Here is a 22,349-nt window from a genome sequence, read left to right on the forward strand (position 1 = left end):
CACTTTCTGGGGGGGGGTTGTGCGCGCAGTTCCCCGCGCCCTTGGGGTGCGCCCCTGCGGGGCGCACCCGGTAAGTGGGTCAGGGGGCGCGGCGGACGCCCTGCGCCAGGTCGGCGGCGAGGGCGCGGACGGCGGCGAGGCCGTCGGCGAGGTCGGGGTGGTCGAGGAGCCGCTTGACGAACGCGGAGCCGACGATCACGCCGTCGGCGAAGCCGGCCACCTCGGCGGCCTGCTCGGCGTTGGAGACGCCGAGCCCGACGCAGACGGGCAGGTCGGTGGTCGCGCGGGTGCGGGCGACCAGCCCGGCCGCCTGCTCGCCGACGCTCGCCCGGGTGCCGGTGACCCCCATGAGGGAGGCCGCGTAGACGAAGCCGCTGCCGGCCGCGGTGATCCGCGCCAGCCGCTCGTCGCGGCTGGAGGGCGCGACGACGAAGACGGTGGCCAGCCCGTGCGCCTGCGCCGCCTTCCGCCACGTCTCGGACTCCTCCACCGGCAGGTCCGGCAGGATGCAGCCGGCCCCGCCCGCGTCGGCCAGCTCGGCGGCGAACCGCTCGACGCCGTACCGGTCGACCGGGTTCCAGTACGTCATGACCAGCACCGGCTTGCCGCTGGCCGCGTGGCCCTCGCGCACGGTGCGCAGCACGTCGGCGATACGGACGTGGTTCTTGTTGAGCGCGATGTCGTCGGCGGTCTGGATGACCGGCCCGTCCAGCACGGGGTCGCTGTGCGGCAGCCCGACCTCGACGATGTCGGCGCCGCCCTCGAACGCCGCCTTGACCGCCTCGATGCCGCCGTCGACGGTCGGGAACCCGGCCGGCAGGTAGGCGACGAGTGCGGCGCGCTGCTCGGCGCGGGCGTCGGCGATGGTCTGTTCCAGCAGCGTGATGGTGCCGCTCACTTCGCGTCCCCCTCGTCGTAGAGCCCGAAGTAGCGGGCGGCGGTGTCCATGTCCTTGTCGCCGCGGCCGGAGAGGTTGACCAGGACCAGGCCGTCGGGGCCCAGCTCGCGGCCGATCTCCAGGGCGCCGGCGAGCGCGTGGGCGCTCTCGATCGCGGGGATGATGCCCTCGGTCTCGGAGAGCAGCCGCAGCGCCTGCATCGCCGCGTCGTCGGTGACGGCGCGGTACTCGGCGCGGCCGGTGTCCTTGAGGTAGGAGTGCTCGGGGCCGACCCCCGGGTAGTCCAGGCCGGCCGAGATCGAGTACGGCTCGGTGATCTGCCCCTCGTCGTCCTGAAGGACGTACGACCGGGAGCCGTGCAGGATGCCGGGCTCGCCGACGGTCAGGGTCGCCGCGTGCTCGCCGGTGTCCACGCCGTGTCCGGCCGGCTCGCAGCCGACCAGCCGGACCGAGGCGTCCGGCAGGAACGCGTGGAACAGGCCCATCGCGTTGGAGCCGCCGCCGACGCAGGCCACCGCCGCGTCCGGCAGCCGGCCGGCGCGCTCCAGCAGCTGGCGCCTGGCCTCCACGCCGATCACCCGGTGGAAATCCCGCACGAGGGCGGGGAAGGGGTGCGGGCCGGCCACCGTGCCGAAGAGGTAGTGGGTGCGGTCGACGTTCGCGACCCAGTCGCGGAACGCCTCGTTGATCGCGTCCTTCAGCGTGCGGCTGCCGGAGGTGACCGCGACCACCTCGGCGCCGAGCATCCGCATCCGCGCCACGTTCAGCGCCTGGCGCTTGGTGTCGATCTCGCCCATGTAGATGGTGCAGTCCAGGCCGAACAGGGCGCACGCGGTGGCCGTCGCCACGCCGTGCTGGCCCGCGCCGGTCTCCGCGATGACCCGGGTCTTGCCCATGCGCTTGGTGAGCAGGGTCTGCCCGAGGACGTTGTTGATCTTGTGCGAGCCGGTGTGGTTGAGGTCCTCCCGCTTGAGGAAGACCCGCGCGCCGCCGGCGTGCGCGGCGAACCGCGGCACCTCGGTGAGCGCGCTCGGGCGACCGGCGTAGTTGGCCATCAGGTCGTCGAGTTCGGCGGCGAAGGCCGGGTCGGCCTTCGCCTTCTCGTACTCCGCGGCGACCTCGTCCACGGCGGCGACCAGCGCCTCCGGGATGAACTTGCCGCCGAACGGGCCGAAGTAGCCGGCCTCGGTGGGCACGGCGCCCTGCGGGTCGGGCAGGAAGAAGGTGTGCGTGTCTGGCGTGTCGGACATACGTGTCCCCTGGGGGGTGGTCGGTGCGAGGTGGCGGACGGCTGCTGCGCGGCTCAGCCGCGGCGCCATCGGCTCCCGTTCACCTGGCCCGGCTCGCACCCGATGACGTACCGCACCCGGCGGCCCAGCACCCGCCGCGCGGGCGCACGGCAGCCGCGGGGCTTGCACCCGGGTGCGAGACGCTGCGCGATGGCCATGGGGGAAAGTCTAGCGGGCCGGGCGGCGCGTGGAGCCGCGCCCGGGAGCCGCGCCGGTACGGTCAGTCGCGGCCGTGCCGCAGGGCCGGGTGCGCGCCGGCGGCAACGAGGTCGGCGACGGCCGTCCGCGGGTCGCGCCCGGTCACCAGCGACTCGCCGACCAGGACCGCGTCGGCGCCGTCGTGGGCGTAGGCGATCAGGTCGTGCGGCCCGCGCACGCCGGACTCCGCGACCTTCACGATGTGGTCGGGGATCTCCGGCGCGACCTGCGCGAAGGTGTTCCGGTCGACCTCGAGCGTCTTGAGGTTGCGCGCGTTGACCCCGATGATCCGCGCGCCCGCGTCGACCGCCCGCGCCACCTCTTCCTCGTCGTGCACCTCGACGATCGGGGTGAGCCCGATGGACTCGGCCCGCTCGACGAGCGAGACCAGCGCGGGCTGGTCGAGCGCGGCGACGATGAGCAGCGCCAGGTCGGCGCCGTAGGCGCGCGCCTCCCACAGCTGGTAGGCGGTGACGATGAAGTCCTTGCGCAGCACGGCCGTGTCGACCTTCGCCCGGACCGCCTCCAGGTCGGCGAGCGACCCGCCGAACCGGCGCTGCTCGGTGAGCACGCTGATCGCCGCGGCGCCCCCGGCCTCGTAGTCCGCCGCGAGGGCCGCGGGGTCCGCGATCGCGGCGAGCGCGCCCTTGGACGGGCTGGAGCGCTTGACCTCGCAGATCACCTTGACGCCCTCGCCGCGCAGGACGGCCACGCCGTCGCGGGCGTCCCGCGCCTTGGCCGCGCGCTCCTTGAGGTCGTCGAGAGAGACCCGGGCCTGTCGCTCGGCGAGGTCGGCTCGTACTCCGTCGATGATCTCGTCGAGCACACTCACGCGAGAACTCCCCTTCCGGCCGGTCCGAGCAGCGAAATGATCAAGCCAGTGGCGGTTGACCGCCGGCGCTCCGATGGTATCGGGCGGGGGCACGCTACCCGAATCGCGCCGCCCGCGATCCCACCACCTGGACGAACGCGCTCGGGGCAGCCGCGCAGGTCACGGGGCGAGCGCGGCGCCGAACGGCAGGTTCCGGACAACGGTGAAAGCCAGCACGAGCCCGCCGACCGCCCACCGCCAGGCCGGCCGCACCGCCGGGTCGAACGGCCGGCCGCGCACCGCCCGCACCGCCCACAGCACCCAGACGACGGCGAAGACGGCGTATCCGGCGACGGCCACCGCGTTGCAGCCCAGCGCGGTGCGCAGGTGGCCGTGCGCCAGCGCGTACGCGCCGCGCAGACCGCCGCAGCCCGGGCAGTACACGCCCGTGTAGTACAGCAGCGGGCAGGCCGGATAGTGCCCGGGCGTGTTGGGGTCGACGGAGCCCACGTACGCGAACGCCGCCGCGACCCCGCCGAGCACCCCGAACGGTACGGCGGCGCGGCGCAGCACACCGCGGGCGCCGGGAGCGCGGTCCCGCTCCGCGGCCAGGGGCGCCCGGGGCGCCTGGGAGGTCAGGTGCGTCACGGCGCCGATTCTGCCCCCGGACACACGAAGGCGCAGCGCGCGGACGGGGTCCGGGCACTGCGCCCTGCGGGGTCCTGCGAAGCTCTCGCGGCTGCGGCCCGGGCCTCCGCCCGGTTCCGGCCGTTGGGCCGACCGGGTCCCGTGCCTGCCAGGTCCTGCGCGGCGCGCTCAGACGCCGGCGTGGGCGCCGGGCTTCTCGATGCTGCCGCCGGTGCGCTGGATCGGCTCGTACTTCTGGCCGAGGCCCATCAGCTTCATCACGCCGCCGACGACGACGCCGACCGCGATGATCGCCATGCCCAGCCAGAAACCGGCCGTGTTCGCCGCCACCATGAAGCCGCCGGCCAGGCAGCTACCGATGAACGCGATGATCACACCGGTCCAGGCGGCTGGGGTGTGTCCGTGGCCGTGCTGTGCCGCCATGTGTGCTCCCTGCTGAGTCGGGGTCGGGTCGGGCGTCCTGCGCCTCCCACTTCTTCCCCATTGTTGCGCGTGGGGACGCACCTCCCCCCACCGGGGGGTGGCGTTTTCACCCACCCCGCCGCCGGAGGGCACCCCACCTGCTGCCTGCTGACCCGTACGTGGGAGCCGCGCTTACGGGGCGGCGCCGTTACGTGGAGCCGTTCTTACGGGTTGGTGCCGTCACGTGGGAGCCGTTCTTACGTGTCGGGCACCCGACGGGCCCCTTTTTTGCCGCCCTCTCGCCTCCGGGGGCTTTAACCCGGTGTCGACAGTCGATCATGCTCGGTTCGCTCGTTCCTCGCGAACCTCCGCGTTCCCCCAGAGCTTCGCCTGGGAGGGACCCCCACTTTTCGACACCGGCGCCCCCTTTGGCTCGCTGGCTACCACGGGCGGGCCGGGGGGAAGTTGGGCACCGACCGGGCCCCCGGGCGCACGTGCGGTGGGGGCTTCCACGCAAGGGCAACCAACCTTCTCCCGGCCGACCCGTGGTAGCCGGTGAGCCGAAGGGCGCGCCGGTGTCGAAAGATGGGGGTCCCTCCCAGGCGAAGCTCTGGGGGAGCGCGGAGTCCCCGAGGAACGAGGGGTCGAGCACGGTCGACTGTCGACACCGGGTTAAAGCGCCCGGAGGCGAAGCGGCGGCAAAAATCAGTCGGTGGGGTCCTCGCCGCGGTCGAGGGCTTTCCAGAGGTCTTCCGGGCGGTCCGGGTCGACCGGGCGGGCGGCGGCGGTGGAGGGGCGTTCGTAGCGCGTGGAGGAGGACATCGCGGGCCAGCGGGAGCCGTAGCGCAGGGCGGTGAGCCCGGCGAGGAGCAGGAGGACGCCGCCGAGGACGGAGACGTAGGGCCAGCCGGTGGTGGCGGTGTGGGCGGCGGTGGCGTGGGTGAGGCTGGTGGCGGTGGCGGCGGCGGAGTCGAGTGCGCCGTGGTCGCCGCGGCGGGCGAGCGCGGTGGCGGCGGCGCCGAGCCCGCTGAGGGTGAGCAGCGCGGCCACGGTGTAGCGGCCGATCCGGCGGACCGCGAAGATCGCCACCAGCGAGGCGAGCCCGACCAGCGCGAGGGCGCCGGGGAGCGCGGTCATCTGGCTGCCGCTGGCGTGCACGGGCATGGCGTGGCCGGCGGAGGAGGCGGTGCCGCGGGCCCAGGTCTTGCCGGCGGCCAGCAGCACCAGGCTGGCGCCGACGACGCCGCAGGCGAGCGCGACGGCCAGGGCGCGGTAGGCGGTGCGGCGCGCGGGGTCGCCGCGGCGCACGACGCCGGGTCCGCCGGGCTCGACCGGGTCGGGCTGCTCGGTGGACGTCGCGGGGTGCTCAGGCGCGGCCGGGGGCGTGTTCACCCCTCCACTATCCCCCTGCCCGCGCGGCGCCCGGCGGCGGGGTGCCGGGCAGGGCGCGGCGCGGGGGTCATGAGGAGCCCCCGTACCCGCCAGGTGAAGGTAAAGCGGAGATCGCCAGAGCTCCCTTGTTGACGTGGACTCGTCAGTAATAACGTGCCGGGCGTCCCACTGTTCCCAAAACCGAACAGAAGCAACAGCTTTCGCACGCACTACTCCTCGCACCCCCCACCACAGGAGGAAGTCGGTTGCGCCTCTCCTTCGGCAACTTCAAGCCCCTCTCACTCCGTACCGGCATCGCGCTGACCGCAGCAGCGGGGCTGGCCGCGTCCGGACTCGCCCTCGCCTCGTCGGCCGAGGCCGCCACGACCGCGCACACGCTGCGCACCGCCCACTCGTGTGCCGTCCCCTCGGGCGTCGGCCAGATGGCGTGTCAGGCCGTCAAGGTCACCAGCGGGGCGAACACCCTGGCCCGTTCCACCGGCGCCGTCAGCCCGGCCGCCGACCCGTCCGGCTTCGGCCCGGACGACCTGCACTCCGCCTACAACCTGCCGACCACCGGCGGTTCGGGCGCCACCGTGGCGATCGTCGACGCCTACGACGACCCCAACGCCGAGTCCGACCTCGCCACCTACCGCTCCACCTACGGCCTGTCGGCGTGCACCACCGCCAACGGCTGCTTCAAGAAGGTCGGCCAGAGCGGCAGCACCACCTCGCTGCCGAGCGCCGACGCCGGCTGGGCCGAGGAGATCTCCCTCGACCTGGACATGGTCAGCGCGGTCTGCCCGCAGTGCCACATCCTCCTGGTGGAGGCGAGCAGCGCGAGCATGACCGCCCTGGGCACCTCCGTGAACACCGCGGTGTCGCTGGGCGCTAAGTACGTCTCCAACAGCTACGGCGGCGGTGAGTCCTCCTCCGACACGTCGTACGACAGCTCGTACTTCAACCACCCGGGCGTGGCCATCACGGTCAGCGCGGGCGACTCCGGCTACGGCGTGGAGTACCCGGCGGGCTCGAAGTACGTCACCGCGGTCGGCGGCACCTCGCTGACGTCCGACTCCTCCTCCCGCGGCTGGAGCGAGTCGGTGTGGGACGGCTCCGGTTCGGGCTGCTCGGCCTACGACGCGAAGCCGAGCTGGCAGACGGACACCGGCTGCTCCAAGCGCACGGTGGCCGACGTCTCGGCGGTGGCCGACCCCAGCACCGGTGTCGCGGTCTACGACACCTACGGCGGTGACGGCGGCTGGGAGGTCTTCGGCGGCACGAGCGTGTCCTCGCCGATCATCGCCTCGGTCTACGCGCTCGCGGGCACCCCGTCGTCCGGCTCCACCCCGGCGTCGTTCCCGTACGGTCACACGTCCGCCCTCAACGACGTGACCAGCGGCTCCAACGGCTCGTGCAGCACGTCCTACCTGTGCGGCGGCGCCAGCGGCTACGACGGCCCGACCGGTCTCGGCACCCCGAACGGCCTGACGGCGTTCACCGGCTGACACCCGGCGGCCCGCCAGGGCAGCACACCGCTCACCCGGTTCCCCGCACCCTCCTCCACAAGGGGTGCGGGGAACCGCGCGTTCTCCCCCGCCGAACGACCCCCCTGGTGTTCCCCCGGGCCGCACATGAGAATTGGCCGGTCGGACGGGGGTGCCGGACGAAGGGTGGGACCGGGTGGCCGAACACGCGCTCGACGGGACGCGGTTCGTGGGGCGCGACCGCGAACTCGCCCGGGTGGTGGAGGCGTTGGCGGGCCCGCCCGCGCTCGTCCTGGTCGAGGGCGAGGCGGGCATCGGCAAGAGCCGGCTGGTGCGGGAGGCGGTGGCGGCCGGCGACCCCGACGGCGCGCGGACGCTGCCGGCGGTGTGCCCGCCGTTCCTGGAGGCCTTCACCCTCGGGCCCGTGGTGGACGCGGTACGGCAGGCCGCGCCCGACGTGGCCGCGTTGGGGCTGACCGCCGTCGCGGGCGTGCTGCGCCCGCTGTTCCCCGAGTGGTCCGGCGCCCTGCCGCCCGCACCCGAGGCACCGCCCGACGCCGGAGCCGCCCGCCACCAACTCGTCCGGGCCCTGGCCGAACTGCTCGACCGGGCCGGCGTGCGGGTGCTGGTCGTGGAGGACGTGCACTGGGCCGACAGCACCACATGGGACTTCCTGGTGTACGTCGCCACCCGCCGGCCACGGCCGCTGACCCTGGTGCTCACCTACCGTCCCGAGGAGGTGGCGGCCGGCTCGCCGCTGCTGCGGCTGACCTCCCGCCCGGCGCCGGACGTCCGGCAGGTGCGCGTGACCCTCGGCGGGCTGCCGGTGTCCGACGCGGCGGGACTCGCGTCCTCGATGCTCGGCGGCGCGCGCGTCTCGGCCGCCTTCGCCGCCTTCCTCCACGACCGGACCGAGGGGGTGCCGCTGGCGCTGGAGGAGTGCGTGCGCCTCCTGCGCGACCGGGACGACCTCACCTGCCGCGACGGCGAGTGGGCGCGCCGCGGCCTGGACGAGATCGCCGTACCGCCGACGATCCGCGACTCGGTGACCGAGCGGGTGGCCCGGCTCACCGCCGACGCCCGGCGGGTGCTGCTGGCCGCCGCCGTGCTCACCGACCCGGTCGACGAACACACCCTGGCTGCCGTCACGGGCCTGCCGCCCGACCGCTGGCCCGCGGCGCTGCGCGCGGCGTACGGCAGCGGGCTGCTCGGGGAGACCGCCACCCGGCCCGGCGGGGGCCTCGCCGCCGGCCGGACCGGGATCGCCTTCCGGCACGTGCTCGCCGCGCGGGCGGTGTACGACCGGGCACCGGCCCCCGAGCGCGCGGCCGCGCACCGCCGGGCCGGCGAGGCGCTGGAGGCCACGGTGCCGCGGCCGGTCGGGCGGCTGGCCCACCACTTCCGGGAGGCCGGGCTGACCCGGCGGTGGTTCGGCTACGCCCGCCAGACCGCCCTGCTGGCGCTGTCCTCCGGGGACCATCTGACGGCGGCGACGCTGCTGCACGCCCTGATCACCGAGCCGACGCTGCCGCCCACCGAGGTCGCGGCCCTGGCCGGGCAGGTGTCGGCGCACGCGTTCACCGGTGATCCCCGGGCCGGGGAGATCGTACGGACCCTGCGGGCGGTGCTGGACTCCGGGCGGCTGGGCCGGCGCGACCGGGCCGCCGTCCGCGCCCAACTGGGCCGGATGCTGCTGACGGTGGGCGAGTACACCGAGGCGGCGGCCGTCCTCGAACAGGCCATCCCCGACCTGGCCGACCACGGCTACCCGATCGCGTCGGCGATGACCGTGCTGGGGCTGCCGCTGCACGGCTCCTGGCCGGTGGCGACACATCTGCGCTGGCTGGAGCGGGCGGAGGCGGTCGCGGCTGCCTCCGACATCGGCCCGGTGGACGGGATCGAACTGCGGCTGGCCCGGATGACCGCGCTGTTCGAACTCGGCGAGGAGTCCGGGTGGGAGCTGGCCGGCCGGGTCGGCGCGGACGAGTCGAGCCCGCGGGCCGCGATGCTGACCGCCCGGTTCCACCTCAACACCGGGCACGCGGCGATGAAGTGGGGCCGGTACGCCGACGCCCGCCGCTACCTCGCCGCGGCGGTGGACGTCGCCGGCCGGCACGGCTACCAGCGGCTGCGCGACCTGGCCGTGGTCACCACCGGCCACCTGGACTGGCTCACCGGCGCCTGGGACGGCCTGGACGAACGGCTCGCGGCCTGGCAGGAGGTGGACGGCGAACCGCTGATCCGCATGGACGCCCTGCTGGTCGGCACGCAGCTGCGGGTCGCCCGCGGCGGCCCCGACGAGTCCGCCCGCGCCGTGCTCTCGGCGGTGCGCGAGGAGAGCACCCGGCGCGGCACCACCGACCTGCCCGCGGAGACCGCCGGCGCCCTGTCCAGGGTCGCGGCGCGGCCCTCGGCGGACCTCACCGCGGAACCGGTCGCCCGCATGGTCCGCAAGGGCGTCTGGCTGTGGGCCGGGGAGGTCCTGCCCGAGCACCTCGCGGCGCTGCTGTCGGCCGGCCGCCGCGGCGAGGCCGAGTCGCTGGCCGCGGCCTTCGAGGACGGCGCCCGGGGCCGCGACGCGCCCGTGCTCGCCGCCACGCTCGCCTGCTGCCGCGCCCTGCTCGCCGAGGGCCGCGGCGACCTGGCGGCGGCGGCCGCGGCCTGGGAGGCGGCCGCCACCGCGTGGCAGGCGCTGCCCCGCCCGTACGACGCGGCGAAGGCCCGGGAGCGCCGGGCCCGGTGCCTGCTGCCCGACCGGAACCGGGCCCCCGCGCTAACCGAACTGCGCACGGCCTGGCGCGAGTTCACCGCGCTCGGGGCGCGGCACGACGCGGACCGGGTGCGGCACGTGCTCGACGCGCACGGCGCCGGGACCGACGGCGCCTGGCGGCCCGGCCGGCGCGGCTACGGCGACCGCCTCTCGCCGCGCGAGCTGGAGGTCGTCCGGCTGGTCGCCACCGGCCTGACCAACCGGGAGATCGCCAAGGCGCTGTCCCGCTCGCCGAAGACGGTCGCCACGCAGCTCAACTCGGCGATGCGCAAGCACGGGGTCTCCTCGCGGACGGCGCTGGCGGTACGGGTCACCCAGGCCGGGTACGACGCCGGGGGCCCGCCCGGCCCCGGCACCTCGTGAGCCCCGCGACGTCGTGCGCCCCTGGAACCCCGTGGGCCCCGCGCCCTTGCGTGCTCGCAAGGGCGCGGGGCCGCGGGTCGGAGCCTCCGGGTCAGTGGTGCCCCTTCTTCGGGGTGACGGTGAAGGCGACCGGCACCGGCGGATGGACGTAGGGCGCGTCGGTGACCAGGGTCAGGCCCGCGGTGTAGCGGCCGGCCGCGGGGACGTCCGCGGCGTCCGCGGTGACCTGGAGGACCGAGGAGTGCCCGGGCTTGATGGTGAGGGTGGTGTGCTGCTCGGTCAGCCAGCCGACGTCGTCGCCCCCGCACTGGTCGAAGCCGGGGAGCACGTCGGCGTCGGTGGTGCCCACCCCGAAGGACAGGCCGTTGGCGTAGTCGCCGCCGACCTGGTACATCCCGCACCCGCTGCCTCCCCCGCGCAGCAGCGCGAGCGGGGTGTCCGGCAGGTCGGTCCACCGGTCGGTCACCGGGTCGAACTGGATCGCCCGGTCGGTGGAGCCCGAGGCGGTGTAGCCGCCGGCGACCTGGAGTTCGCCGTTGGCGCCGCTGGAGGCCATGCCCCAGACCGGGTAGGGCAGGTCGGGCAGCCGGGTCCAGCTGTCGGAACGGGGGTTGTAGGCGTAGGCGGTCGCCAGGGCCTGGGTGTGTCCGGCGGAGTCCTGGCTCGCCCCGCCGGCGCACACCACCTCCCCGGTGATCCCCGCGCACGCCTCGCGCTGCACGGTGCTCGGGTAGTCGGCGACCGCCGTCCAGGTGTCCGTGGCCGGGGTGTAGCGGTAGACGTCCGACCGGAGCGGGCCGCAGCCCTGGAAGCAGCCGCCGACGACGTAGAGCCCGCCGTCCAGCACCGCGGTGGCCGCGGTCTCCTCGGGTGCGGGCAGGCTCGCGACCGTGGTCCAGGTGTCGGCGGCGGGATGGTACGCGTAGACGGCGGACCGGATCTGGACGGTGCCCGCGTTCGCGTCGCCGGTCCAGCCGCCGACCACGTACAAGGTGCCGTCGAGGAAGGCCGCCGACGCGCCGGCCAGCGGCTCGGGCAGGTCGGCGATGCGCTGCCAGGCCGCGGCCACCGGGTCGTAGACGTACGCCTCGGCCAGCGCGGTGCCGCCGACGATCTGGCGGATGCCGCCGACGGAGTACGCCCTGCCCTGGTAGGAGGCCTCGGCGTTGTCCATCACCGGTTGCGGCAGCGCGGGCAGTTGCTGCCAGCTGCCGGACGAGGCGCCGGTGCCGGCGGTGTAGCTGCCGCTCTGCTCGCCCACGGTGACGGTGATCGGCGCGCCGCCGGTGTTGGTGAGGGTGACCTTCTGCCGGTCCTGCTTGCCCAGGGCCGCGCTCGCGGTGACCTTGCCGGGGGTGACCGCCAGTCGGCCCGCGGAGAGCGCCGTGTGCGTGGTGGTGACGGTGTCCCTGGTGGTGGCGACGGCCTTGGTGGCCGTGGTGTAGCGGTTGGCGGCCGCGGTGTAGGTGTGACGGCCGGCGCCCTGGGCGAACAGCCAGTACCAGCCGTCCGGCAGCGCCGGGTCGTCCGGGGTGGCGGCGGTGGCGGTGGTCACCTCGGGGTCGGCGGTGTCGGTGACGACGGCGCCGTCGACCGCCTTGCCGGTGTTCGCGTCGGTGACGGTGCCGGTGACGATCCCGCCGGGCACGGTCGCGCAGCTGCCCACCGTCACGTCGTCCACCTGCCAGAGCGTCGTGCCCTGCCCGGTGAAGTGGAAGCGCAGCTCGACGTCGCCGCGGCCGTAGGCGGCGGTGAGCGGCAGGCTGACCGAGCTGATCATGTCACCGGTGGTCTGGTGCCATACCGAGGTCCAGGTCTTCCCGCCGTCGGTGCTCAGCCCGACGTCGGCGGCCGTGTCGGACGTGCCGAGGTAGGCGGTGTCGAAGTGCAGCGCGGGGTCGGTCTGCCCGCTCAGGTCCATCGCCGGCGTGGTCAGGGTGGTGTCCTCGGCGGCACCCGCGTGGTCGTAGGGGTCGGCGGTGGCGAAGTTGCCGCTGCCGCCGGTGAGGTTCCACATGGAGGAGTCGAACTGCCAGGTGTCGCCCGTGCTTCCTCCGGTGACGGTCCACCCGCTCCGCGGCGCGGTCGACCAGCCCTCGAAGTCGGCCGCCGCCGGGTACGCGTAGCCGGGCGCCGCGCACCCGGCCTGGTCGGCGGAGAGCCGCACGTCGTGGCGCACGTCCGACGTGCCGACGGTGACGGTGCCGTCGGACTGCTCGTAGCCGGGGTAGACCGACGCCACGTGCAGCGTGTACGCGGCGTTCCGGGGCAGCTCGACGGAGTAGCGGCCGGTCTGCGGGTCGGTGTGGAGCACCCCGGACGGGTAGCCGTCGATGGTGATCTTCGCGTAGAGCGGGTAGCCGTGGCCGGAGCCGTCGGTGACCGTGCCGCTGACCGTGCGGGTGGGCTGCTTGGTCAGGGCGAGGTCGGTGGTGGCGGACCCGCCGACGGACACGGTGACGCCGGACGCGCTCGCGGTGTCGTAGCCGAAGTCGGTGGCGGCGGCGGTGTACGTGCCGGCCGGCAGGGTCAGGGTGTAGGCACCGGAGGAGTCGGCAGTGGCCCGGTAGGTGAGGGTGCCGTCCGCGGCGGTGAAGGTGACCACGGCGCCGGGCAGCCCGGCCCCGCCGGAGGCGTCGGTCAGGTGGCCGGCGACGGTGCCGCCGGGCTGCTGGGCGAGCGCGGACACGCCGTCAGGGGTGCCGAGGCCGGTCGGCCCGTCCCAGCCGGCGCCGGCCGTGCACAGCACGGTGCCGCAGCTGCCGTCGGTGCCGGCGGTGACGTCGAACAGGTGGTTGCCCTGGTCGGTGTACGGATACGTGACCGGGTAGGTGCTGTCGGCGGGGGTGCCGGCCAGCGCGTACATCGCGGCCATCAGCGGCGCGGACAGGCTCGTGCCGCCGACCTGGAGCCAGCCGTCCTGGCCGAGCGTGTCGTACACGCCCAGGCCCGTCTGCGGGTCGGCGTCGGCGGCGATGTCGGCGGTCGCCCGCCGGGCGCAGCCGGTGGCCAGCCCGCTCTGGTAGGCGGGCTGCGGCTCGTACAGCGAGCAGCCGCTGCCGCCCTCGGACCAGGCGGACTCGCGCCAGCCGCGGTCGCTGCCGGCGTCGGCGGTCAGCGTGGTGCCGCCGACGGCGACCACGTCCGGGTCGGACGCCGGCCAGTTGACGATGTTCCCCTTGTCCCCGGTGGACGCGGTGACCACGACGCCGGGGTGGTCGTAGTACGCGGAGTAGGAGGTCTCGATGCTGTTCTCGCCGGACAGGCCGTAGGAGTTCGAGACGAACTTCGCGCCCAGGCGCACCGCGGTGTCTGCGGCGGCGCCGAGGTCGCCGATGTCCGCCGAGTCGCCCTCGACCAGCAGGATGTGGCACTGCGGGCACGCGGAGGACACGGCGTCCAGGTCGAGCGCGGTCTCCAGGGCCCATCCGGCGTCGTCGGCGGGGTACCCGGTGCCGCCGCGCTGGTCCACCTTGCGGAAGCAGCCGTCGGAGCTCCCGCAGGCGGGCAGGCCGTACTGGGCGCGGAAGGCCGCGAGGTCGGACTCGGCGGCGGCGTAGCCGCCCGCGTCGACCACCGCGACGGTCTGCCCCTGGCCCGCGTCGGCGGGCAGCCGGTAGGCCTGCTGGATGTCGGCGGGGGTCAGCGCGGTGGACGGCGGCCCGGCGGCGTCCGCCCGGACGGTGTGGCTGGTGCCGGTGCGGATCAGGGCGTCGCAGGTGGCGACGGGCTGCCCGGAGTCCGCGTCGGCGGCGGCGCAGCCGGCCGGGGTGTACTGCGGCAGGTCGTCGGCGAGGGCGCGGGGGACCTCGGGTCCGGTGGTGCTCGTGGCGGCGGCGGTCGTTGTCACGGCGGTCGCCGGGGACGGCGTGGCCGCGGCGCCGGTGCCCTGGCCGGCGGCCAGCGTGCAGAGCGCGACGGCGGCGATGAACAGCGGGACAGGCGCGCGCGTGCGCCCGCGTCGGAACATGGCGGAGGTCACCCTTTCGTCGGTCCTGACGACTCGTCGGCCGCGCGTCGGCGCGCCCGCCGTGCGGGTAATCGTCGGTGGAGGCGCGCCCAGTATCCGCACCGCCGGGGCCCGTTGACGATCGGGCAGATGACCTAAACAACCCCCCGCGGTGCCCTGGCGGGCGGCAACCAGCGAACGCCCGCCGACGTACGGCGTGCAGCGGCATACGGCCGCCGGCGGCCCGGCGGCGGGCGACAACCGGCAGGCGGCGCTCGCGCTCGGCGGGGAACCCGCGGCGCAGCGGCAGCCACCGGACGGCGGGCGGCGGCATGCGCGCAACGACCCCGGTGCAGCGAGCGGCTCTCGGCGAGTTGCGGGAGAAGGGCGCCAGGCAGCGGCCCGTGCCGACGACCGGCGCCACGCGGGCAGCGGACGGCAATCGCTGCCAGCGTCAGGTCACCAAGCCGCACAAGCGGCGGCCCCCCGCCCGACCTCGCGGACGGCGGGCACAGACAGATTGCGGGCGGGAACCGTAATCCGCCGACGCCGGGCAGCGCGCAGCGCGACACACGACCCGACGGCGGGCAGCGGGCGCCAGACCGTTGCCGGTGGCGGGTCGGCACACCGCGCGGGCGGCGGGTGGCGATCCGCCGGCGACAGGCGGGAGCAGCGCAGCCCATGGCCGGACAGCAGACGCCGAACGGCGGGCGGCGGCGGTCAGTGGACCGTGCGGGCGGCGGCCGGGTTGGGCCGCCGCCCGGGGGCGGGTGTCAGGGGTGGAGGCGGTTGGCGGTGTCAACGGCGCGCAGCACCGCGGCGGCCTTGTTGCGGCACTCCGTGTCCTCGGCGACGGGGTCGGAGTCGGCGACGATGCCCGCGCCCGCCTGGACGTAGGCGGTGCCGTCGCGCAGCAGCGCCGTGCGGATCGCGATCGCGGTGTCGGAGTCGCCGGCGAAGTCCAGGTAGCCGACGCAGCCCCCGTACAACCCCCGCCTGCTGGGCTCCAGTTCCTCGATGATCTGCATCGCCCGGGGCTTGGGGGCGCCGGAGAGGGTGCCCGCGGGGAAGCAGGCGGTGAGCACGTCGAAGGCGGTGCGGCCGGGCGCGACGCGGCCGGTGACGGTCGAGACGATGTGCATCACGTGCGAGTAGCGCTCGATCGACATGAAGTCGACCACCTCCACGCTGCCCGGCTCGCAGACCCGGCCGAGGTCGTTGCGGCCCAGGTCGACCAGCATCAGGTGCTCGGCGCGCTCCTTGGGGTCGGCGAGCAGTTCCTCGGCGAGGGCCGCGTCGGCCTGCGGGGTCGCGCCGCGCGGCCGGGTCCCGGCGATCGGGTGCACCATCGCGTGCCCGGCCTCCACCTTGACCAGTGCCTCGGGGCTGGAGCCGACCACGTCGAAGCCGCCCGCCGCGCCGCCGTCCTCGCCCGGGAAGCGCAACAGGTACATGTACGGGCTCGGGTTGGTGGCCCGCAGCACCCGGTAGACGTCCAACGCGCTTGCCGTGCACGGCGTCTCGAACCGCTGCGAGGGCACCACCTGGAACGCCTCGCCCGCCCTGATCCGCTCCTTGACGTCCTCCACGGCGTCGCGGAAGTCCTGGCCGCCCCAGCGGGTGGTGTACTCCGGCAGCCGTGAGGACGGCAGGGCGACCGGCGGGTGCTCGACCGGGCGGCCGAGGTCCGCCTCCATCGCGTCCAGCCGGGCCACCGCGTCGGCGTACGCCTCGTCCACGCCGGTGTCCTGGTCGTTGTGGTTGATCGCGTTGGCGATCAGCAGCACGCTGCCGTCCCAGTGGTCCAGCACGGCCATGTCCGAGGTGAGCAGCATCGTCAGCTCGGGCAGCCGGAGTTCGTCGCCGCCCAGGTCGCCGATCCGCTCCAGCCGCCTGACGATGTCGTAGCCGAGGTAGCCGACCATGCCGCCGGTGAAGGGCGGCATGCCCGCGCCGAGGTCGCGCGGGGTGTGCAGCGCCTCCACGGTGGCGCGCAGCGCGACCAGCGGGTCGCCGTCCACCGGGACGCCGACCGGCGGGGTGCCGAGCCAGTGCGCCTGCCCGTCGCGGACGGTCAGCGTCGCGGCCGAGCGCACCCCGACGAAGCTGTAGCGGGACCATGCCTTGCTGTCCTCGGCGGACTCCAGCAGGAAGGTGCCGACACGTTCCCCCGCGAGTTTTCGGTACAGGCCGACCGGGGTGTCGCCGTCCGCGAGCAATCGCCGGGTGACCGGGATGACGCGGCGGTCGACGGCGAGTTTGCGGAAGGTAGCGAGGTCCATGCAGCGGAGACTAGCCGTCCGGGCGGCGCGCTGTCCCGCCCGCCTGTCCCGCCCGGCCGCCGGGTGCTGCCGGCTCCGGGACCGCCCGCCGCGGGAGCCGCACGCGCGGTGTCCGCGCCGGTGGAGCCGCTACCCCTCTTCCTTGAGGAGAACGTCCTCCTCGAAGCAGGTGCGGGCGCCGGTGTGGCAGGCGGCGCCGGTCTGGTCGACGCGGACGAGGAGGGTGTCCCCGTCGCAGTCCAGGGCGACGGACCTGACGTGCTGGACGTGGCCGGAGGTGTCGCCCTTGACCCAGTACTCGCGGCGGCTGCGGCTCCAGTAGGTGCAGCGGCCGGTGGTGAGGGTGCGGTGGAGCGCCTCGTCGTCCATCCAGCCGAGCATGAGCACCTCGCCGGTGTCGTACTGCTGGGCGATGGCCGGAATCAGACCGTCCGGGTTGCGTTTGAGGCGCGCGGCGATCGCGGGGTCAAGGGAGCTGGAGGACATGTTCCTATTCTGCCGCTGATTTCCCGCAACGAGAAAAGCCGCATTCGAACGCCAAACACCGCAAGGAGGTTGTCCGGTATGCGGTAAGAGCTCGCCCTGTGTCACCCGTATGGGGCATCCTTTTGCCATGGGTTTTCCTCCGCCGCCGTCAGATGGTCCGCCGCCGCCCCCGGAGCAGGGTGGCGGCTTCGGGCCGCCCCAGGGTTTCGGGCCGCCCCCGCCTCCTCCCCCGCCGGGTGAGGGCGGCTTCGGCACCCCCCAGCAGCCGGGCGGCGGCCAGTCGTACGGCTATCCGCAGCAGCCCGGCGGCCAGCAGCCGTACGGCTACCCGCAGCAGGGCCAGCCGGGCGGGTACGGCCCGCCCGGACCTCCCGGTCCGCCGGCGCCCGGCGGCGGCTTCGGCTACCCCGGCGACCCGCAGGGCTTCGGCTACCAGCAGCCGCCCCCGCCGCCGAACAACAACAAGCGCAACGCCTGGATCGCGGTCGGCGTGGTCGTGGTGATCGGCGCGATCATCGGCGGCATAGCCCTGTCGAGCGGGGGTGACGACAAGAAGAACCAGGCCGACGACAAGCCGACCGGCACCGCCAGCACCAGCAAACTGCCCACCGGCGTCCCCTCGTTCACGCTGCCGTCGGACCTGCCCACGGGCGACCCGTCGTTCACCCTCCCGACGGACCTGCCCACCGGTGACGACACCGGCCTGCCCACCGACTCCTCGTCGCCCACCGAGAAGCTGGTGCCGTACGTCTCGCTGTCGCCGGGCACCTGCTTCGACGCGCCGTCGCTGACCCCGTCGGTCTCCGAGGTGACGAAGCGGTCGTGCAGTTCGGCGCACGACGCGCAGGTGGTCGCGAATGAGACGCTGAGCGGCACGTTCTCCAGCGACGACGAGATCCAGACCAAGGCGCTGTCGCTGTGCCAGACCGACGCGCGCAAGCACCTTCCGCAGGACGGCCGGGAGTACTACCCCTACGCGCTGTTCCCGAAGCTCGTCACGTACGAGTTGCAGGGCAAGAAGACGGTCACCTGCTCGCTGACCCGCAACAACGGCACCAACGGCACGAAGCTGTACAGCAAGCTCTGACCGGTGGCGGACGCGCCGCGGCCCGAACAGGGATGATTCGGGCCGCTTCGCGGTTAGCCTTGCGGACATGACGACCCATGCGCAGCGTGAACGTCTGCTCCTCGCCGACCTGCTGGAGCGTTCGGGGCCCGACGCCCCGACGCTCTGCGAGGGTTGGACCGCCAAGGACCTCGCCGCCCACGTGGTGGTCCGCGAGCGCCGTGGGGACGCGGCCGTGGGGATGGTGGTACCCCAGCTCGCCGACCGCCTGGAGCGGGTGCGCAACGAGTACGCGGCCAAGCCCTACGCCGAGCTCATCCAGCTGATCAGGACCGGGCCGCCGCGGCTGTCCCCCTTCTCCCTCAAGCAGGTTGACGAGGCGTCGAACACCCTGGAGTTCTACGTCCACACCGAGGATGTGCGGCGGGCCGCACCGGACTGGACGCCCCGGACCATCGACCCCGTCTTCGGCGACGCGCTGTGGTCGCGGCTCGAACGCGCCGCCCGCCTGTTCGGGCGCCGCAGCCCCGTCGGGCTGGTGCTGCGCTGCCCCGACGGCCGCACCGCCGTCGCCCACAAGGGCACCCCGGTGGTCACGGTCACCGGCGAGCCCGCGGAGCTGGCGATGTTCGCCTCCGGCCGCCAATCCGCCGCCGACGTCCAGACCGAGGGCCCCAAGGACGCGGTCGCCCAGGTCTACGAAGCCCGTCTGGGCGTGTAGTCCCCCACTGGGTCTCCCCTGTCCTCCCCCTCAGTCCGCGGTGCGGACCGCGGGGGAGGACAGGGCTATGACGCCGCCGAGCATGCTGACGGCCGCGGCGGCGAGGAAGACGGGGGTGGGGCCCCAGAGGGAGACAGCGGCGCCGAAGGCCGGGTAGACCAGCGGCGCGATACCGAAACCGGTGAGGCTCATGACGGAGGTGACGCGGCCGAGGTAGGCGGGGTCGGTGGCGGTCTGGATCATGGCGACGGCGAGCCCCCCGCAGATACCGCAGATGAGTCCGGCGAGCAGCGCGAGCACGACGGCGGCACCGAGCACCGGGGCGGCGCCGATGAGGCCGATGGCGGCCGAGCCGGCGAAGAGCGTGGCGACCTGGACGACACCGGCCCGGCGCACCCTGCCGCGCACGGTGAGCAGCAGCGCGCTGGCGGCGGCGCCGGCGCCGAACGCGGCGATGATCCAGCCGTAGCCGGCCGAGCCCCAGCCGCGCTGCCGGGCGAGCAGCACCATGCCGATGTTGAGCGGGCCGGCGAGGCCGAACTCGCTGACGGCGCCGGACAGCACGAGCGGCCCGACCAGGCGGTGCCGGCGGACGTAGCGCAGCCCGTCCCGGAGTTCGGCCCAGGCGGTGCCACGGTCGGCGAGTTCGGCGGGCGCGGCCAGTCCATCGGGTCCGGCGGGTCCATCGGGTGCGGCGAGTTCGGTGGGTGCGGTGGGTGCGGCGGGTTCCGCGAGTTCGCCGGGTTCGGCGAGCCCATCGGGCCGGGCACGTGCGGCAAGTCCAGCGGCCGGGTCGTCGCGGTGCGCGGACGCGCCGATGCGGGTGCCGAGCAGGAGCGGTACGGACAGCGCGAACAGCCCGCCGGCCACGGCGAACGCGGTGCTCGCGCCGCCGAGTCCCATGGCGAGTCCGCCGAGCGGCGGCCCGGCGATGTTCCCCGTGCGGACGGCGAGCGCGCGCATCCCCTGGAGCCGGACGAGCTGGTCGCCGGTGACCAGCCGTGGCGGCAGCGCGCCGACCGCGGGCAGGAACAGCGCGTCCACGACGCCGAAGACCAGTGCGAGGGCGATCAGCAGCCACAGCCCGGGCGCGGTCAGCGCGAGTACCGCGGCGGCGGCGAGGATCAGCACGCAGCGCACCGCGTCGCTGCCTATCACCACCAGGCGCGGCCCGAACCGGTCGGCCACCACTCCCCCGCCGAGCAGCAGCAGGGCGCGCGGCACCGCGCCGACGGCCATGACGACGCCGACCTCGGCGGGTGGCGCGACCTTGGCGGCGGCGAAGCCGAGGGCGAGGAAGTAGACGCTGTCGCCGAGCAGGGAGGCGGTGTAGGCGGCGAGCCAGCGCAGCACGTTCGGGTCGCGGTGGGCGGAGACGGTGGCGGGTGGTGGAGCTGCGTGCGCGGTGCCGATCATGGCGGGCGGGCCTTCCTGGTGGGCGATTCGCTTCTACATGTAAGACACGCAAAGTGACGAAATATCACGCATTGACAGGGATCGGGGCATGCGGGCCCTACCGGCGGGCGGTCGGGCAAGGGCGCGCCGGGTGGTCGGGGAACAGCGGGGCCGGGCGGGGCGGTTGTCAGGCGGGCGGGGAGCGGACTCCTAGTCGCGGTACGGGAAGCCGTACATCTGGACCGCCACGTGTTCGCGGCCCTCGATGTCGCCGGCTTCCTCGGCGGCTCTGCCGCGCTCGGTCCAGCGCCGCATCAGGGCGCTCATCTCGTCGGCCATCTCCTGGAGTTCCGCGGCGGTCAGCCGCGGCATGAACTCGCTGCTGAACGCCGCCGAGGTCCACTCCCTGGACCAGGCCGCCTGTTCGTCGAGGTACTGCTCGTACCGCTCGTTGCGGGTGGCCAGGAGCTGCCGGGTGACCTGGCTGACGACGGCGGCGCCCTCGGGCCGGTCGTCGAAGTCGGCGTTGCGGAAGGTGAAGCCGCGGTCGGAGGAGAGCTGCCACCAGCGCTCGCGGCCGTCGCCGCCGTGGCCCGGCGCTTCGACGATGAAGCCGTGCGCGGCGAGCTTGCGCAGGTGGTAGCTGACCAGGGAGACCGCCTCGTCGACCTGGTCGGCCAGCCGTGAGGCGGTGGCCTCGCGGCTGGTGTAGAGGGCGCGGTAGATCCGGATGCGCAGGGGGTGCGTGAAGACCTTCAGCGCGTCCAGGTCGGTGATGCGCGGGTCGGGCCCGTGCGGGTCGGATGACGGTGCTGCCGGTTCGTCTGCCACCCTCTCACCGTAGATAGGAAAATTAAGTTGCACAATATTATTTGCGCAACTTTTCTTTCGTATCAGCCCGCAAGACAAGAGCGGTAACGGCGACGGCCGCGGGGACACCGGCACCCGCACCCGCACCCGCACCCGCACAGCGGACCCGCTCAGCGGACCGGGTGGCCCGCCCCCCGCAGCGCGGACTTGACCTCGCCGATCCGCAGGTCGCCGAAGTGGAAGACGGACGCGGCCAGCACCGCGTCCGCGCCGGCCTCGACCGCGGGCGCGAAGTCGGCGACCTGCCCGGCCCCGCCGGAGGCGATCACCGGCACGCTCACCCGGGCGCGGACGGCCGCGATCATCTCGGTGTCGTAGCCGTCCTTGGTGCCGTCCGCGTCCATCGAGTTGAGCAGGATCTCGCCCGCCCCGAGGTCCGCGGCGCGCTCGGCCCACTCCACCGCGTCGATACCGGTGCCGCGCCGCCCGCCGTGCGTGGTGACCTCGAACGAGCCGTCCGGGGCGCGCCGGGCGTCCACCGACAGCACCAGCACCTGGCGGCCGAACCGCTCGGCGATCTCCCGGATCAGCTCGGGCCGGGCGATGGCCGCGGTGTTGACGCCCACCTTGTCCGCGCCGGCCCGCAGCAGCTTGTCCACGTCGTCCGCGCTGCGCACCCCGCCGCCGACGGTGAGCGGGATGAACACCTGCTCCGCGGTGCGCCGCACCACGTCGTAGGTGGTCTCCCGGTCACCGGAGGAGGCGGTGATGTCGAGGAAGGTCAGCTCGTCCGCGCCCTCGGCGTCGTACAGCTTCGCCATCTCGACCGGGTCGCCCGCGTCGCGCAGGTTCCGGAAGTTGACACCCTTGACCACCCGCCCGGCGTCCACGTCCAGGCAGGGGATGACTCGGACCGCCAGGCTCATGCGCCCTCTTCTCGTTCACCAGGTTCTTCAGGCCCGCGCCGCACGTCACCGCGGTACGCCTCGATCTCCACCTCGACCAGCACCCGGGAGTCCGCGAAGCCCGCCACCACGACCATGGTGGCCGCCGGCCGCGCCGCGCCGAACACCTCGCGGTGCGCCCGGCCGACCTCGTCGGCGTCCCGGGCGTGGCTGAGGTACATCCGGGTCCGGACCACGCTGGCCGCGTCCAGCCCGAACGGCTCCAGCGCCGACAGCGCGCCGCGGAACGCGATCAGCGCCTGGCCGTACGGCTCGTCGTCGCCCGGGGCGCTGCCGGCGGCGGGCGACGGGGTGACCCCGGAGACCAGCACCCGGTCCCCCGCCGCGACCGCGCGGGAGGAGCCGATCGCCTCCTCCCAGGAGCTGTCCTCCGAGCGCAGCCGCTGCACCTGACCGGCGCTCTCCACGCTCTCGGGGCTCTCGGGGCTCCCTGCGCTC

The 22,349-nt window shown here is 74.5% G+C and carries 18 protein-coding genes; 4 read left to right on the forward strand and 14 right to left on the reverse strand.

The annotated features are described in order from the left end of the window. Positions 1-79 precede the first annotated feature (79 nt). From trpA to AC3EVP_RS24525, 7 genes are all read right to left on the reverse strand, one after another. Positions 80-898, reverse strand: coding sequence for a tryptophan synthase subunit alpha (gene trpA, locus AC3EVP_RS24495; RefSeq protein WP_335973662.1), 819 nt, complete (start codon positions 896-898; stop codon positions 80-82). Next, positions 895-2,148 (reverse strand): tryptophan synthase subunit beta, encoded by a 1,254-nt coding sequence (trpB, locus tag AC3EVP_RS24500; RefSeq protein WP_435133067.1) that lies wholly within the window; start codon positions 2,146-2,148, stop codon positions 895-897. The genes trpA and trpB overlap by 4 nt, the downstream gene beginning before the upstream one ends. 53 nt (positions 2,149-2,201) lie before the next feature. Next, complete coding sequence (gene trpM, locus AC3EVP_RS24505; RefSeq protein ID WP_435133069.1) at positions 2,202-2,345, reverse strand: tryptophan biosynthesis modulator TrpM; 144 nt, start codon at positions 2,343-2,345, stop codon at positions 2,202-2,204. A 62-nt stretch (positions 2,346-2,407) separates the two neighbouring features. After that, positions 2,408-3,217, reverse strand: a complete 810-nt coding sequence (trpC, locus tag AC3EVP_RS24510) for an indole-3-glycerol phosphate synthase TrpC (RefSeq protein ID WP_335973669.1) — start codon at positions 3,215-3,217, stop codon at positions 2,408-2,410. Positions 3,218-3,376: 159 nt separating this feature from the next. Beyond that, the gene (locus AC3EVP_RS24515) at positions 3,377-3,835 is read right to left on the reverse strand and encodes a DUF2752 domain-containing protein (RefSeq protein WP_435133281.1); all 459 of its coding nucleotides are present in this window, start codon (positions 3,833-3,835) and stop codon (positions 3,377-3,379) included. A 177-nt stretch (positions 3,836-4,012) separates the two neighbouring features. Further along, on the reverse strand, positions 4,013-4,267 hold the full coding sequence (locus tag AC3EVP_RS24520) for an HGxxPAAW family protein (protein ID WP_335973673.1): 255 nt from the start codon (positions 4,265-4,267) through the stop codon (positions 4,013-4,015). 684 nt (positions 4,268-4,951) lie between these two features. Next, positions 4,952-5,638: a TIGR02234 family membrane protein gene (locus AC3EVP_RS24525; RefSeq protein WP_435133072.1), complete on the reverse strand. Its 687-nt coding sequence runs from the start codon at positions 5,636-5,638 to the stop codon at positions 4,952-4,954. A 245-nt stretch (positions 5,639-5,883) separates the two neighbouring features. On the opposite strand from AC3EVP_RS24525, the gene AC3EVP_RS24530 reads away from it, so the two are divergent. Continuing rightward, positions 5,884-7,125 carry a S53 family peptidase gene (locus AC3EVP_RS24530; protein ID WP_435133074.1) on the forward strand — a complete coding sequence of 414 codons (1,242 nt, stop codon included), beginning with the start codon at positions 5,884-5,886 and terminating at the stop codon, positions 7,123-7,125. A gap of 175 nt (positions 7,126-7,300) precedes the next feature. Beyond that, the gene (locus AC3EVP_RS24535) at positions 7,301-10,237 is read left to right on the forward strand and encodes a helix-turn-helix transcriptional regulator (RefSeq protein ID WP_435133077.1); all 2,937 of its coding nucleotides are present in this window, start codon (positions 7,301-7,303) and stop codon (positions 10,235-10,237) included. Between the two features lie 91 nt (positions 10,238-10,328). Here AC3EVP_RS24535 and AC3EVP_RS24540 read toward each other — a convergent pair whose 3' ends face one another. The 3 genes from AC3EVP_RS24540 to hisI form a co-directional block, all read right to left on the reverse strand. Beyond that, complete coding sequence (locus AC3EVP_RS24540) at positions 10,329-14,207, reverse strand: carboxypeptidase regulatory-like domain-containing protein (protein ID WP_435133080.1); 3,879 nt, start codon at positions 14,205-14,207, stop codon at positions 10,329-10,331. Positions 14,208-14,959: 752 nt separating this feature from the next. Continuing rightward, entirely contained in the window at positions 14,960-16,468 is a 1,509-nt protein-coding gene (locus AC3EVP_RS24545; protein WP_435133083.1) for an anthranilate synthase component I, read from the reverse strand. A gap of 129 nt (positions 16,469-16,597) precedes the next feature. Continuing rightward, positions 16,598-16,954 (reverse strand): phosphoribosyl-AMP cyclohydrolase, encoded by a 357-nt coding sequence (gene hisI / locus AC3EVP_RS24550; protein WP_435133085.1) that lies wholly within the window; start codon positions 16,952-16,954, stop codon positions 16,598-16,600. A gap of 127 nt (positions 16,955-17,081) precedes the next feature. Here hisI and AC3EVP_RS24555 point away from each other — a divergent pair, with 127 nt between their 5' ends. Then, positions 17,082-18,041 (forward strand): hypothetical protein, encoded by a 960-nt coding sequence (locus AC3EVP_RS24555; protein ID WP_435133088.1) that lies wholly within the window; start codon positions 17,082-17,084, stop codon positions 18,039-18,041. 67 nt (positions 18,042-18,108) lie between these two features. Beyond that, positions 18,109-18,741, forward strand: coding sequence for a TIGR03085 family metal-binding protein (locus tag AC3EVP_RS24560; RefSeq protein WP_335973698.1), 633 nt, complete (start codon positions 18,109-18,111; stop codon positions 18,739-18,741). A gap of 30 nt (positions 18,742-18,771) precedes the next feature. Here AC3EVP_RS24560 and AC3EVP_RS24565 read toward each other — a convergent pair whose 3' ends face one another. The 4 genes from AC3EVP_RS24565 to AC3EVP_RS24580 form a co-directional block, all read right to left on the reverse strand. Further along, positions 18,772-20,157 (reverse strand): MFS transporter, encoded by a 1,386-nt coding sequence (locus AC3EVP_RS24565; protein WP_435133090.1) that lies wholly within the window; start codon positions 20,155-20,157, stop codon positions 18,772-18,774. Between the two features lie 189 nt (positions 20,158-20,346). Next, on the reverse strand, positions 20,347-20,967 hold the full coding sequence (locus AC3EVP_RS24570) for a helix-turn-helix domain-containing protein (protein ID WP_435133093.1): 621 nt from the start codon (positions 20,965-20,967) through the stop codon (positions 20,347-20,349). 149 nt (positions 20,968-21,116) lie between these two features. Beyond that, on the reverse strand, positions 21,117-21,872 hold the full coding sequence (hisF, locus tag AC3EVP_RS24575; protein ID WP_335973706.1) for an imidazole glycerol phosphate synthase subunit HisF: 756 nt from the start codon (positions 21,870-21,872) through the stop codon (positions 21,117-21,119). After that, a complete protein-coding gene (locus tag AC3EVP_RS24580; protein ID WP_435133096.1) occupies positions 21,869-22,318 on the reverse strand; it encodes a Rid family hydrolase in 450 nt (149 codons plus the stop codon). Before AC3EVP_RS24580 ends, hisF begins: the two co-directional genes overlap by 4 nt. Between the last annotated feature and the right edge of the window lie 31 nt (positions 22,319-22,349).

The sequence above is a fragment of the Actinacidiphila sp. bgisy144 genome (assembly GCF_057708105.1).

Coding starts and splice junctions, on each gene's coding strand:
- trpB (WP_435133067.1), bottom strand. CDS start 2,148: ATGTCCGACACGCCAGACACGCACACCTTCTTCCTGCCCGACCCGCAG.
- trpM (WP_435133069.1), bottom strand. CDS start 2,345: ATGGCCATCGCGCAGCGTCTCGCACCCGGGTGCAAGCCCCGCGGCTGC.
- AC3EVP_RS24520 (WP_335973673.1), bottom strand. CDS start 4,267: ATGGCGGCACAGCACGGCCACGGACACACCCCAGCCGCCTGGACCGGT.
- AC3EVP_RS24540 (WP_435133080.1), bottom strand. CDS start 14,207: ATGTTCCGACGCGGGCGCACGCGCGCGCCTGTCCCGCTGTTCATCGCC.
- AC3EVP_RS24545 (WP_435133083.1), bottom strand. CDS start 16,468: ATGGACCTCGCTACCTTCCGCAAACTCGCCGTCGACCGCCGCGTCATC.
- hisI (WP_435133085.1), bottom strand. CDS start 16,954: ATGTCCTCCAGCTCCCTTGACCCCGCGATCGCCGCGCGCCTCAAACGC.
- AC3EVP_RS24555 (WP_435133088.1), top strand. CDS start 17,082: ATGGGTTTTCCTCCGCCGCCGTCAGATGGTCCGCCGCCGCCCCCGGAG.
- AC3EVP_RS24560 (WP_335973698.1), top strand. CDS start 18,109: ATGACGACCCATGCGCAGCGTGAACGTCTGCTCCTCGCCGACCTGCTG.
- AC3EVP_RS24565 (WP_435133090.1), bottom strand. CDS start 20,157: ATGATCGGCACCGCGCACGCAGCTCCACCACCCGCCACCGTCTCCGCC.
- hisF (WP_335973706.1), bottom strand. CDS start 21,872: ATGAGCCTGGCGGTCCGAGTCATCCCCTGCCTGGACGTGGACGCCGGG.